The sequence below is a fragment of the Collimonas sp. OK242 genome (assembly GCF_900107095.1).
Lineage (GTDB): Bacteria > Pseudomonadota > Gammaproteobacteria > Burkholderiales > Burkholderiaceae_D > Collimonas.
This window is the reverse complement of the sequence record NZ_FNOR01000006.1, coordinates 45,021-58,181: the sequence shown is the minus strand read 5'-3', so window position 1 is coordinate 58,181 and position 13,161 is coordinate 45,021. Positions and strand designations below refer to the sequence as shown.

The 13,161-nt window shown below is 55.6% G+C and carries 13 protein-coding genes; 5 read left to right on the top strand and 8 right to left on the bottom strand.

From position 1 onward, the window contains the following. Positions 1 to 2 precede the first annotated feature (2 nt). Positions 3 to 863, top strand: coding sequence for an IclR family transcriptional regulator (locus BLV81_RS07555; protein WP_176992793.1), 861 nt, complete (start codon positions 3 to 5; stop codon positions 861 to 863). A gap of 140 nt (positions 864 to 1,003) precedes the next feature. Continuing rightward, positions 1,004 to 1,876, top strand: coding sequence for a hypothetical protein (locus BLV81_RS07550; protein WP_143036313.1), 873 nt, complete (start codon positions 1,004 to 1,006; stop codon positions 1,874 to 1,876). Between the two features lie 293 nt (positions 1,877 to 2,169). Here the strand turns inward: BLV81_RS07550 and BLV81_RS07545 are convergent, their stop codons facing one another. The 4 genes from BLV81_RS07545 to BLV81_RS07530 all read right to left on the bottom strand — a co-directional run bounded on the left by BLV81_RS07545 (position 2,170) and on the right by BLV81_RS07530 (position 6,122). Further along, the gene (locus BLV81_RS07545) at positions 2,170 to 2,430 is read right to left on the bottom strand and encodes a hypothetical protein (RefSeq protein WP_092354031.1); all 261 of its coding nucleotides are present in this window, start codon (positions 2,428 to 2,430) and stop codon (positions 2,170 to 2,172) included. Between the two features lie 526 nt (positions 2,431 to 2,956). Continuing rightward, a complete protein-coding gene (locus tag BLV81_RS07540; protein ID WP_092354029.1) occupies positions 2,957 to 3,667 on the bottom strand; it encodes a hypothetical protein in 711 nt (236 codons plus the stop codon). 181 nt (positions 3,668 to 3,848) lie between these two features. Continuing rightward, positions 3,849 to 5,423 carry an aldehyde dehydrogenase (NADP(+)) gene (locus tag BLV81_RS07535; protein ID WP_092354027.1) on the bottom strand — a complete coding sequence of 525 codons (1,575 nt, stop codon included), beginning with the start codon at positions 5,421 to 5,423 and terminating at the stop codon, positions 3,849 to 3,851. Positions 5,424 to 5,447: 24 nt separating this feature from the next. After that, the gene (locus BLV81_RS07530) at positions 5,448 to 6,122 is read right to left on the bottom strand and encodes a GntR family transcriptional regulator (protein WP_092354025.1); all 675 of its coding nucleotides are present in this window, start codon (positions 6,120 to 6,122) and stop codon (positions 5,448 to 5,450) included. 351 nt (positions 6,123 to 6,473) lie between these two features. On the opposite strand from BLV81_RS07530, the gene BLV81_RS07525 reads away from it, so the two are divergent. From BLV81_RS07525 to BLV81_RS07515, 3 genes are all read left to right on the top strand, one after another. Further along, positions 6,474 to 7,391 carry a dihydrodipicolinate synthase family protein gene (locus BLV81_RS07525; RefSeq protein WP_092354023.1) on the top strand — a complete coding sequence of 306 codons (918 nt, stop codon included), beginning with the start codon at positions 6,474 to 6,476 and terminating at the stop codon, positions 7,389 to 7,391. A 153-nt stretch (positions 7,392 to 7,544) separates the two neighbouring features. Next, entirely contained in the window at positions 7,545 to 8,669 is a 1,125-nt protein-coding gene (locus BLV81_RS07520) for a branched-chain amino acid ABC transporter substrate-binding protein (protein WP_092354021.1), read from the top strand. 100 nt (positions 8,670 to 8,769) lie between these two features. Beyond that, positions 8,770 to 9,540, top strand: coding sequence for an AraC family transcriptional regulator (locus BLV81_RS07515; protein ID WP_092354019.1), 771 nt, complete (start codon positions 8,770 to 8,772; stop codon positions 9,538 to 9,540). Position 9,541: 1 nt separating this feature from the next. Here the strand turns inward: BLV81_RS07515 and BLV81_RS07510 are convergent, their stop codons facing one another. The 4 genes from BLV81_RS07510 to BLV81_RS07495 are packed head-to-tail and all read right to left on the bottom strand — an operon-like array spanning position 9,542 to position 13,146. Next, positions 9,542 to 10,828, bottom strand: coding sequence for an FAD-dependent oxidoreductase (locus BLV81_RS07510; protein ID WP_369823840.1), 1,287 nt, complete (start codon positions 10,826 to 10,828; stop codon positions 9,542 to 9,544). After that, positions 10,828 to 11,100, bottom strand: a complete 273-nt coding sequence (locus BLV81_RS07505) for a 2Fe-2S iron-sulfur cluster-binding protein (protein ID WP_092354015.1) — start codon at positions 11,098 to 11,100, stop codon at positions 10,828 to 10,830. Before BLV81_RS07505 ends, BLV81_RS07510 begins: the two co-directional genes overlap by 1 nt. After that, entirely contained in the window at positions 11,093 to 12,214 is a 1,122-nt protein-coding gene (locus BLV81_RS07500) for an NAD(P)/FAD-dependent oxidoreductase (RefSeq protein ID WP_092354013.1), read from the bottom strand. The genes BLV81_RS07505 and BLV81_RS07500 overlap by 8 nt, the downstream gene beginning before the upstream one ends. Continuing rightward, on the bottom strand, positions 12,211 to 13,146 hold the full coding sequence (locus tag BLV81_RS07495) for a 4-hydroxyproline epimerase (protein WP_092354011.1): 936 nt from the start codon (positions 13,144 to 13,146) through the stop codon (positions 12,211 to 12,213). Before BLV81_RS07495 ends, BLV81_RS07500 begins: the two co-directional genes overlap by 4 nt. Positions 13,147 to 13,161: the final 15 nt, after the last annotated feature.

The following is a 13,161-nucleotide window of genomic DNA, read 5'->3' as shown; positions in this document are numbered from 1 at the left end:
CTGTGTCATCTACAACAGAGAATTCCCCCGCCAAACTGGCGACATTGAACAGTGACAAACCGCAGCGCGGCATCCAGGCACTCGAAAACAGTGGCGAATTACTCGTCGCCCTGGCCTCCGCCGGAGTGCCGCTGTCCCTGCGCGACCTCGCGCAAGTCGCGGGCATGCCTGCGGCCAAGGCATTCCCTCACCTGGTAAGCCTGGTCAAGACCGGCATCTTGCGCCGCGATCAGGCCGGTTGTTTTTCAGCGGGCGTACTGAGTCTGGAACTCGGTCTGCTGGCATTGCAAAGACTGTCGCCGACCAGGGAAGCCGCGCAGGAAATCCTGACTATCGCGAAGGCCACCAAGCTCAGCGTGGCAACCGCGGTGCTAGGCCCGCTGGGCCCGACCGTGGTACAACTGGAAGAATCCGCGCGGCCGCAGCACGTGAGCCTGCGCATCGGGACGGTTCTGTCATTGGTGAATACCGCCATCGGCAGGGTATTCGCCGCACACTTGCCGCCTGAGGTGTTGGCAAACCTGCTGGTACAAGATGAAATACGCATGGCGGGTGAGCCATGGATTGCGACTGTCAACCAGCGGCACTCGAAATCGGTAGAGGCATACCATGAACAGCTGCGAATTATCGCGGCACGCGGCATCGATACCGCCATCGATAAGCCGGTTCCAGGCATCCACACCCTGGCGGCGCCGGTGTTCGACCATACCGGAAACATTTGCCTGGTGATTGCCTTGATGGGATCTTCCGGCAGCTTTGACAGTTCGCTCGATGGAGCATTGGCAGATTACCTGCGCAGCGCAGCGCAATCGCTGTCCCATCGCATGGGTTACTTCGCTCCCGCGCCGACGCATGCCAGCTGACTATTACAGATCGGTCAAAACCGATTTTGGCCACTTCTTTCCAGTCTCCGTAAAGACATGAACATCGCCCCGATTCACGATTACTTAATCAATATTTTTTTCTAAGACAACCTCCATTTGTCTCAACCAGGAACTTCCAAATGAAACTAACAGGTATGAACAAGAATATTCTCGCGCTCATGCTGCCCCTCTTCCTCGCTCTATCAGTTCATGCGCAAGAGGCCGCAGCAAAGAAATTCACTATCTACGTTTTTTTGCCCTGGAAAGTGCAAACGCCGGATGGGAAAATTGATCGCTCGATCAAGTTGACAGACTATGTTGTCCAGTTTGGCCTCAAGCCGGTCAAGGTGATTTACGAAGCTGCCTATTTGACCAACGGCAAGGTGGATCACGAAAAAATCAAAGCCATTGCAGAAGCGACGCAGGCCGAGCCAGACAGCATTGTTTCATTTGATACGGAATTTGGTAAGCGTTTTTATCCGCAAACGGTCATCCCCGAAGTGCTTGAAATTTTGCACTCCTATCGCGGTGAGCATCCCAAGGCCAAGGTGGGGGTATATGCCACGGCTCCGCAAAATACATATGGATGGAAGAGCGGCATTGAAAGCTATGACGGGCTGAACGCCAAATACAAAGTAGTGGCTGAAGCGGTCGATTTTTTGAGCCCGGTCTTGTACAACTATAACCGGGACGATCTGGATGCCTGGATGAAAGCGGCGACGTACAACGTCAACGCGGCCAAAAGATACGGAACCAATAAGCCCATCATTCCCTACATCAACCCTGGTTACGGAACCCCGACCGCCGATGGCAACGGGTCGAATCCGGTGATTCAATTTTCTGAAAAAGAAATGACGATCCGCCTGCAAAAACTGTATGACCTAGGCGCTTCCGGGTGCATTGTGTGGGGTAGCAGCGGGGACCGGGACGCCAATGGCAAACAACCCGTTTTTGACGCCAGCACTGGCTGGGCCAAAGCTCTCGTTGGATTTGCCCAGACTCACGGCCAATAGCCGAATAGCATCGATCGGCGGGCGCAAGACGCGCAGCAAAAATCCTGCGAGTTTCACGGCTCTGCCGATGGCATTCAGTTCTTGCAAACGCAGTCACCCTTGTTGTTTTTTTTTCGAAAATTGCTAGGATTCCGGCCGGCCATCAGGCCGGAGGCGATGCTTTTCTGTGCTCAAGACCTGGAGAGATGGGAACAAGGACACTTCGCCCACCTACCCTGGCTTGCCCATGGCGTCGTTGCGAATGGACGGAGCAAGGGCGATCCGTTTCGTAATTGCCCCCGCACCGCTACAGCTTACTGCCAGCCTGGGTGGCGTGCCCGGTAATACTCCAAGGCAGCGTTGCGTTCCTGCTCAGCTTGTTCGGCCAATGAAACGGCTCTGGCCAAGTGGCCGCCGAACTCATTGCCGTGTTCTTGATGGATGATGCGCATTTCAGTAATAGCTTGTTGCAAATCGTGAGTTGCAGCCATGGCTTTATTATGAAGTTCGTCAGCAAAAACGACAGTGGTGACTAACAGGGAGCACAAGAGCACAGGGAGTGTCTGGATCTTCATGATTTTACATTCTCCGGAAAAAGGGATTATTCCCTGAGGGCTTAAACCTCTGGAGTTCCTTGCCGGTTGACCGTTATTACAAACCATTACAACTCGATAGACAGGTGAAGCTGGAAATACGATCTGGCTGATAGAATCCCAACCTGCCATCCATTCAGATATCCGCTCCGTTGACGCCACCGGGAAAGTGCGCAAGAAGCCCGCTGTTTTCATCGAGTGCACGGAATTATTCAGAAAAGAAAACAGGCAAGGGGCAAGGCATGAGATTAGCCATTGGCGTATCCGATACATATTCTTTATGGCGTAAAGAACATCCGCTTCCTCATTGAATTATTATTGAACGTTAGCGCCCGAGACACCTGCTCGCGATGACTAGTCGGCACATGGAAGCATTAAACTGAATCGGTAATAATGGCGGGTGAAGCGCTCAGGATGTCCGAATTTCGGAACTCAACGTGGCGCCGACTCCTATGGCGCCCGCCCGACTGTTGCACAACCGTAAGTGAGCGACCGCAACGCTGGCGCCTTATTTACCCAGCAACGCCAGAGAATGATGCCATTCCGCAGCCCATGCGTACAAAAAATCATGCGCATTAAAAGCGCGTTTCAGATGTGGTATTGGTACCCGATACACATCGTTTAATCCCAGCGCCAACGTGACCGGATTCCACAAAGCCTTGTTTTTTGCTCTTTTAGCGCTGCCTTTGATCCTTGCGCCTTCATCGCCGAATATGCCGCCGCCATCGCAAAGGGCCTGGTCCAAATCAATTTTCACCAGGCTGGAAAATGCCATCAGCACCTGCTCTTTGCTAATGCCAGTCTGTGACTCCCTTGCCGCTTCAATGTTGACAGGTTCAGGCTCGGCCTCGCGCTTGAGCTTGCTAGCCAGGCGCTCCAGATCCTTTTTCAGAAAACGCAACTCATGCAAAGCCCTGCGAAAACCTGGGGGCTTGAGTTGCGTCACTATCTTATAGGCGTCTTTCGTGATCGTGATGAGCACATCCTCGCTTCCCGCTGAAAGCCGCCGGGTGTCGCCTTCGAAAAAAATCGGCGCCGGGTAACCACCGTTGGCGTCACCGAACAGCGCAGGATAGTCGGCGTCATAGTCCAGCCAAACATAGGGTGTCAAGCCGTTCTCTATCATGCGCGCCAATGTCCATGGCGCAGCGGTTTGCTGCGCAAGCCAGTGGCAAGCCTGCGCCGTTGTTGCCCGAAAAGGTAGTTCGATGCTCGTCATTGTTCTTTCTTTCACATGCCAAAATTACATTACTGGCATTACTTCGCGCATTTAAGGATAAGTGCCAAGACCCGATTCGTTTCAGGCCGGCTCCGAGATGGCGGGCAAAATTCCGGGAGCGGCTTATACAATTGGATGGGAACCTGGCGTCCCAATGAATGCGCATAAAGCTGCGCAAATCTTATCTCTCCAACCGTCCGTCACGGCGCTGCCAAATATGCAGCGGATTGGCATCTTGTAGCGCTGCAGGCAACAAATCCTGCGCCAGGTTCTGGTACGACACTGGACGGAGGAAGCGATAAATCGCTGCGCTGCCGACCGCCGTACTGCGGTTGTCCGAGGTGGCCGGGAACGGACCACCGTGTACCATCGCATGCGAAACTTCAACACCGGTCGGAAAACCGTTTGCCAGAATCCGGCCAACCTTACGTTCCAGCAGGGGTAACAGACGGCGCACCAGCGCCTTGTCACCGTCATCCATTTGCAGGGTTGCGGTCAACTGTCCCTCCAGATGCTCAGTCACCTGCATTAACTCCGCTTCATTCTCGCATGCAATCATCAAGGATACGGGGCCAAACACTTCTGCGCTCAAGCTCGGGGTGTTCATGAAGGCACGCGCGCTAGTGGCAAACAATGCGGGCGTTGCCTGATAACCGTCAGCAGCCCCACCTTGTCCCAGCTGTTTGACGTCGGCTTGCGCAGCTAACGTAGCGACACCGCGTTGATACGCCGCATGGATGCCGGCAGTCAGCATGGTGGCCGCACTGCGTTGTGTGAATTCCTTTCCGGCCAGCTGTGCAAACCGCTCAAAATCAGCACCGGCCAAGCCTAACACGAGTCCCGGATTGGTACAGAACTGACCGGCCCCCATAGTCACCGAATCGACAAAATCCTTGGCGATAGTATCAGCCCGCGCTGCCAGCGCTGCCGGCAGCAGATAAACCGGATTTATGCTGCTCATTTCAGCATGCACCGGAATCGGTTGCAAGCGAGCCGCTGCTACTTTCATCAACGCCAAGCCGCCCTGGCGCGAGCCGGTAAAACCGACTGCCTGAATCTGTGCGTTTTGCACCAGCATGGTTCCGAGCGCATTGCCAATACCGGTCAGCAGCGAAAACACGCCTTCCGGTAATTTGCTGGCAGCGACCGCCTGTTGAATCGCACGCCCGACTAGCTCCGAAGTGCCAGGATGGGCCGGATGCGCCTTGACCACAACCGGACAACCAGCGGCCAGCGCTGCCGCGGTATCGCCGCCTGCAACCGAAAATGCCAAAGGAAAATTACTGGCGCCAAACACCGCTACCGGACCGATCGCAATATTTCGCAGGCGTAAATCGACGCGTGGCAGCGGTAGACGTTCCGGTATGGCCGGATCGATACGGGCATCGTTCCACGAGCCTTCGCGCAACACCGCGGCGAACAGACCTAGCTGAGCTACGGTGCGGCTGCGCTCACCTTCCAGCCGCGCGCGCGGCAAACCGCTTTCAGCCATGGCGCGAACGATCAGTTCATCGCCAATGTCGAGGAGGTACTGGCCAATCATTTCCAGAAACTCTGCACGCGCTTCCGGGTTAATTTCTCGATAGATATCGAATGCGGAGTGCGCCAGATCGCAGGCATGCTCGACGTCGCACTGGTCCGCGCTATAGAAGTTCGGCCCTATCTCCTGCCCCAGCGTCGGATCAAAGGCCTGAAATACAGCGCCGTTGCCGGTGCTATAGCTGCTACCGATAAGCGACTTCCCTGTAATGGTCATATTGCTTTCTTAGTTAACGTCGGTTTAATTATCTATAACTTTGCGCGCAAACAATTCCAAATAGTCGATCAGCGCGTTGGCTCCTTTTGCGGCGTTCTTTGGATCGCCCTCAGCGACCGAAGAGGCCATCAGCATATGACATTTGGCGCCTTCGACGATGTCTCCCTCGTGCTGGAAGGCATACCAGAAGCGCCGGCACTTGATGATCAGTGGAACCACAGCCGTCACGGCCGACGGATTGCGACAGGCCGCGTGAATCACATGATCGAGCTCCTGATCCGCTTGCATGTAGGCAGCCAAATCATCCTTTTTGGCCGCCGCCACCATCCGTTTTGCGCAAGCCAGCAAATCCTTGCGTTGCTGCGGCGTAGCCAGGCGCGCGGCGCTTTGGGCGATCAGTTGATCGAGCACACGTCGGGTTTCGATCAGCGTCAGATGTTCGGCTGCTTCAATGTCACTGACGATCAAACCGCGCCTGGGCATCTGTTTGATCAAGCCGTTCGAGGTCATCCGCACCAACGCTTCGCGCAAGGGGGTGCGCCCGTGTCCGGTCATTTCTATCAGATCGGCTTCAACCACAGGTGCGCCAGGCTGGATCTGTAATGTCACGATCAGGTTTTCCAAAGTGTCATACGCGATATCGGCTGCACGCAATTTGGGGGCGGGCAGGATGCGGCGACTTGTTTCAGTTTTGGTCATTGCGTTTTACCACCTTTATTTTGGTTGCACTACATGCTGCCTTGGCTGGCACCAGAGTCTGGTGACATTATCATTAATATCCTTAGATTCACGCCAACGATTTTTTCGAGTCTAGTAATTGTATTTATGCCGATGCAGACAAGATTCATGCGCAATTCTGCACAGTACTGACGGTATGCATAAATAGCATGTTCGTCGATTTTTCAGAGCGATTAATTTCCTCTTTGTGCTGATGCGATTATCCAATTTAAATATATTGCAAATATATTTGCAAGATATTATTCTCACTATTCAGCATTATTTTTCAACACTGGTGGTGACACCAGCCTGATTTTTTCAAAGGAGCCGTACATGTCGTTACCAAAATGGGAAGGCGTATTTCCCGCAGTCACTACAAAATTTAAAGAAAATGAGGAACTTGATCACGCTGAAATGGAACGGCATTACGCCTTCCAGATTGATAGCGGCGTGCATGGCCTGGTCACCTGTGGATCGCTGGGTGAAGCCAGTACCCTGTCGCTGGATGAAAAACTGGAAGTGACCAAGATCGCGTTGTCTGTCGCTAACGGTCGCGTGCCAGTGCTTGCCAATGTGTCTGAATTACGTACCAAAGACGCCGTGCATTTCGCCGAGCAGGCTGCCAAGCTGGGCGTTCAGGGGTTGATGGTCATGCCGTCAGTGTTGTATGTGGCCGATGCCCGCGAAGCCAAGGATAATTTGCGCACTATCGCCAACGCGGCACAACTTCCGGTGATGGTCTACAACAACCCGGTTGCCTACAAAGTCGATCTGACTCCTCAGGATTTTATCGAACTGGCCGATTGCAAATGGATGGTGGCAATCAAGGAATCGACTGACAACATTCGCCGTATCACCGATCTGCGCAATGCCTTGGGCAATCGATATCAGTTGTTCATGGGGGTGGATGATCTGGCTTTCGAATCACTGGCGATAGGTGCTGACGGTTTATTGGCTGGTGTCGTCGTCGCCTTCCCGAAAGAGACCGTGGCACTGTACAAGCTGACGAAAGCGAAGCGTTACGATGAAGCGCTCAAACTGTATCAATGGATGACACCGCTGTTGCATCTGGACGTATCAACCAAGCTGGTGCAAAACCTGAAATTGATTGAAGCGATGGCGGGAGTTGGCAATGAATTCGTGCGTCTTCCACGCCAGCCACTGGCTGGAGCAGAGCGTGAGCGTGTTATGGCGATCATTCAAAAGGCAATCGACACGCGCCCTGATCTGAACAAATTCCAGATCGGTTAATAAAACAGGTAAACGCAACGCCGGTTCCTAGGGCCTGTTAACGGCGTGGCGTCATCAAGGTAGTCGCTCTGAAAACTACGCCCGGCAAGGTAAGGACACACACGATTTTTGTCAAATTAATCCCTAATTAATAATGATTCAGGAGAAACGAAAATGAACTTTACAAACAAAGCAATTTTTCTGGCCTGCAGTTTGGCAATCAGCGGCGTGTCGGCGGCACAGGAGATCGTCAAGATCGGCCTCACCAGCCCGCTGACCGGCTCGCAGGCACAGGCCGGAAAAGACAATGAAAGCGGTGCCAAGATGGCGATCGAACAGCTCAATAGAAGCAAGTTCACAGTGGCCGGCAAAGCGGTGACGTTTCAATTGCAGTCAGAAGACGATCAGGGCGATCCGAAAGCGGGCGTCGCGGTCGCTCAAAAATTAGTGGATAGCAAAGTCAAAGCGGTCCTGGGTCCGTATAACTCCGGCGTAGCGATTCCAGCGTCAAAAGTTTACAACGATTCCGGTATCGTCATGGCTACCGTCGGCACCAATCCACGTATTACTGAACAGGGTTACGAACATGTGTTTCGATTGGATCCGAACGATAACCAGTTGGGCGGAGACATGGCTATATATGCGGCCAAGCAATTGAAATTGAAAAAAATCGCGGTCATCGATGACCGCACCGCCTACGGCCAAGGCGTCGCCGACGCTTTCCTGAAAGCCGCCAAGGCCAATAAAATCGACATTGTCAGTCGCGAATTCACCAATGATAAAGCCAGCGAATTCAGCGCCATTTTGACCTCGATCAAAGGCAAGCAGGTGGACGGCATTTTCTACGGTGGCTACTTCACGCAGGCCGCTGCGATGAAACGCCAGATGAAAGCATTGGGTCTTGACGTGCATCTGCTGGGCGGAGATGCAATCTGCAATGCGGAAACCGGAAAGCTCGGTGGCGAAGTGGTCAACGACAAGCTTTACTGCGTACAAGGCGGCACCGTGTTGGGCAACAAAACCACGGAAAAAACTTTCCTGGGAGATTTCCAGAAAATCTACGGCAAAGCGCCACTCACCTACGCACCGTATTTCTACGACGGCATGCTGATGATTGCAGAGGCGATGAAGAAAGCCGACTCTACCGATCCAGCCAAATTTGGTCCTGTGCTGGCGGCTCTGAAATATTCAGGGGTGGTCGGCGACTATGAGTTTGACAGTACACACAATCTCAAGAATGCTCCGGTGACGATCTATCGCTTCAAGGACGGTGAACCGGTCCCTGCTCCGCTCAATTAGGCTGCTTGGCGCAAGCTGCTGGCGCTGAACGCCGGCAGCAGCCTCACTGCAATTTTTCTGCGTGTATGATACATGCAACTTTAGCCGAGCCATTGTCAGAATGAAACAGTTCGCCGCGCCTACGGACACAACTGCCCAGACCGACCGCACCCTGCTGGCGGCAGCGCTGGCTAACGTTTTTTTTGCGGAAGCACTGTTTGACGCATTGCCGGATGTAGTGTTTTTCGTCAAGGGCAAACAAGCCCAATATTTGCTTGCCAATCGCACCCTGGTAACACGCTGCGGGCTGCCCGACAAGGCAGCTATACTGGGACGTACTGTCAGCGATATTTTCCCGTCAAGGTTCGGCGCCAACTATCTGGAACAGGACATGCAGGTGTTAAACACCGGCATCGACATCCATGATCGGCTGGAACTGCACCTGTACCCTGACCGTGCGCCGGGCTGGTGTGTAACACATAAGATAGTGCTGCGAGACCGCCATGGCGACATCGCCGGCATGGCGGGGATTTCGCGGGATCTGGCGATGCCGGATAAGGACCATCCTGTGTATAAGCGCGTCGCCGCAGCCGCGCGTTTTATCCATGATCACTACGATCAGCAGTTGCAGATCAGTGACCTCGCACAAATCGCCGATTTATCGGTGTCACAGGTAGAGCGTTACTTCCAGAAGATTTTTTCCCTGAATCCACGTCAGATGATCATCAAGACTCGCCTGGATGCAGCTTCGGCGATGCTTGCCGGTCATGGCAACATCACCGAAATTGCCGTCGCTTGCGGCTACCACGACCATAGCGCTTTCACGCGTCAGTTCAAGGCCACGGTCGGCATGACACCGCGAGCATACCGGCTGTTGCTGCGAGCGACATAAGTCAGCCTGCCGGATCGCTATCTGGCGCAGCACTCTTGCCATGCAAGGACAGCAGGCTGCCAAGCCGCGTTGGCGAAATCGGCAAGCGCACCGAATCCGGTTTCCAGCCGAACAGAAAATCGGTGGCACCACCGCAGACCCGGCCCTGGCACGACCCCATGCCGCAGCGTGTACGCAGTTTCGCACTACGCCAGCTGGCATGCGACTGCAAAGCGCTATAAGCGACATCTTCGCAACGACAGACCAGGGTATCGGAATGGCACAAATTGCGTAGTTCAGGACGCAATCTGAAAGCCCTGCTCAAACGCCCGGCGAAGGCCTGCTGACTACGCCGTTGGGCTAGCCAGTAGGGGCCGGGAGTAGCGAGTCCACTGGCATGAGCACCAGCTATGTGCCCCTCCGCCAGCGCCAGATCGACACCGCCAACACCGCTACCCTCGCCGGCACAATACACATTTTCAATGCTGGTCTGCTGCTGCATATCCACCTGTACCGCACCGCCGACGATGCGGCAACCGATCGCCTCTGCCAATTCAGTATTTGGCAACAAACCGTAGCCACAAGCAAGATAGTCGCAGGCGATCGTCTTGTGCTGCCCGGCACTCACCGCCTGCACTGCGCGTAACTGCTGCTCACCCTCCGCTTGCACTACATAACTGTCGGCGTGATAAGGTATGCCCGCCAGTTGCCCCCGCAATTGCCAGGCCTGCTTCAATTTTTCTGGCGTACGAGTGAGTTGCAGAGCAAAGCCAGCCAGCTGACGCCAATTACTTTGCTCCAGTATTTGCAGCACCTGCGCACCGTGCTGTTGCATGGTCACCGCCACCGCCAGCAACAAGGGACCGGAACCTGCCACGACAATCCGTTTGCCATGTACTGGGTGGCCGCCTTTAACCAGCGCCTGTAAGCCGCCAGCGCCTGTCACACCGGCTAGCGTCCAGCCGGGAAACGGCAACAAGCGCTCGCGCGCGCCAGTCGCGAGTATCAGCTTGCGATAGCGCAGCTTAAACGCCTGTTGCGATGTTTCCAGCAACAGTTGCGCCGGACCGGCCACGCCCACTATGCGGCCTTGCATGAACCACTGGACGTTGGGCATCGCTTGCAATTGAGTCCATAATTTTTTGGCCCGGGGGTCCGTGCTGCGATCCGGCCCCCCGCGCCAGATCTGACCGCCGGCCAGTGGATTGTCGTCAATCAGCGCTATCGCAGCACCGCTTTGGGCAGCACAGCGAGCAGCGGCCAGACCCGCTGGCCCGGCGCCGACTATTACGATGTCGAAATCGCGCATCATGTTGAAATCTGTGCAGTTTCTATCTGCATACCCGCAACGCACACGGTCTGGCAAGCCAGGCGATGGGGATTGCCATCGATGCTGACTCGACATTCCTGGCAAATGCCCATGCCGCACAAAGGCGCCCGCAACATGCCGCTGACCGAGCGCCGGGTGATGCCGGGCGCGCCTTTGGCGGCCAGCGACAACGCAGCCGCTACGCTACAGCCATCAACCACGGTCACGCGACTGCCATTGAGGTAAATTGTGATAGCGAGCTCATCAGCCATATTGTTTTCCCAATTGTTCGAATCGCGCCGGCAAATACGGTGTTATCGGTATCTCTGTCTGCCGCCCCGCGATCTGCGCGCTTAGCAGCTGCGCGGTGGCCAGCGAGGTGGTGATACCGAGTCCTTCATGACCGGTAGCCAGCCAGACATTCGGTCTTGATGGATGTGGCCCTATCAGTGGCAAACCGTCACTGCTGGCGGCGCGCAGACCGGTCCAGCAGCGTAAGACATGCAAGTTGGTCAGCGCCGGTACAAAACTGGCGGCGTGCGCAAGCATGCGCGCCAGTATCGCCGGTTCGACAGTTTTATCGGTAACATCGAACTGACGCGAAGAGCCAATCAACAACTGTCCCGTCGGGCGCGGCTGCAGGTTGAAGGCCACTGAATCGCCATCGGCCGCGTGCGCACTTTTGATATAGCCGAGTTCGACCAGTTGATGGTTGATCGTTCCGGGATAGCGGTCGGTGATCACGATATGACCTTTTTTGGGGCGAACGGGCAATTCCGGCAGCAGCTGCAGCGACGCGCTGCCATTCGCCACCAGCACTTTTCCGGCATGTATTGCACTGCCATCGGCCAGTAACACGCCGCCTTCGATGACAGCACTCACCTGTCCGCTGCGCAACTTGGCGCCACGGCTCTGCGCACGAGCCAGCAACAGCGCGGCGCTCTTGGGCGGATACACCACGGCGTCGGCGCCAACCCGCAATCCGCCGCGCAAACCGGGCCGCAGCTGTGGTTCATGTGCATACAATGAGGCGGCATCCAGCAGCTCGCAAGCTATGCCGTGCTCGCTCAAGGTGCGCTGCTTTTCGCGCGCGACGGCCAGTTCCTCGTCGTCGGCGGCGATCCATAAGGTGCCGCAACAGCTGTATTCATGGAGCTTGGGATCAAGCGCGACCAGTTGCCGCCATAGGGCAACCGAGTAAGCAGTCAACGCCAGTTCGGCAGGATTATCATCCATCACCACCAGATGCCCCATGCCTGCTGCGGTGGCGCCGCTCCCGATCGCTTCGCGTTCGATGACCGTTACCGCCAAGCCCTCGGCCGCCAGCGCATCGGCGCAGGCGGCGCCAATCATGCCGGCGCCGATTACCAGGACATCGATGGTCAAACGATACCCCAGGCGAACGGATCGTTCTGGTTGAAAATGAAGCTGCTTTCGGCGTTGACGTGTGCGCTGCCGCGAATGATCGGCAAGATATGCTCACCCTGGCGCCGATACGAGGCTTCGAATACGCTGCCGATGATGCTTTCCTGGCGCCAGACTGCGCCTTCCGCCAGTTTGCCGTCTGCCGCCAGACAGGCGATCTTTGCGCTGGTGCCGGTACCGCATGGCGAGCGATCATACGCTTTACCGGGACACAATACGAAATTGCGGCTGTGGTTGCCGTCTTGCAGAGCAGGCGCAAACAATTCGATGTGGTCGATGGGCGCCTGGTTGGCGCCGGTAATGCCGGCCAGCGCCAGATTCTCGCGTACCGCCCAGGAAAAATCGGTCAAAGCGGCGATGTTGTCTTGCCGCAGATCCTGGCCATGCTCACCAATCAGGAAAAACCAATTGCCGCCCCAGGCGATGTCACCCACCACCCGGCCATAACCAGGCACCTGCAGCACCACATCCTTGTGCAGGCGATACGCGGGAATATTGTGCACCGTCACGCTGCCATCGTCGTGCAGTTCGGTTTCGACCACACCGACCGGGGTTTCTATCTTGTAACGGCCTGTCTCCATGCGCCCCAGATACGCCAGCGAAGCAATCAAGCCGATGGTGCCGTGCCCGCACATGCCCAGGTAGCCGACATTATTGAAGAAGATGACGCCGGCAGCACAAGCAGGATCCTGAGGCGCGCACAGCAGCGCACCGACCAGCACATCGGATCCGCGCGGTTCGCACACCACCGCAGTACGCAGATTGTCATGTTGCGAGCGCAATATCTGCAGCCGTTCGGACAAAGGGCCGCCCCCCAGATCGGGACCGCCGTCGAGCACCAGGCGGGTAGGTTCACCGCCGGTGTGAGAATCAAGAATCGAGATTTTTTTCATACTGACAGCGTAACC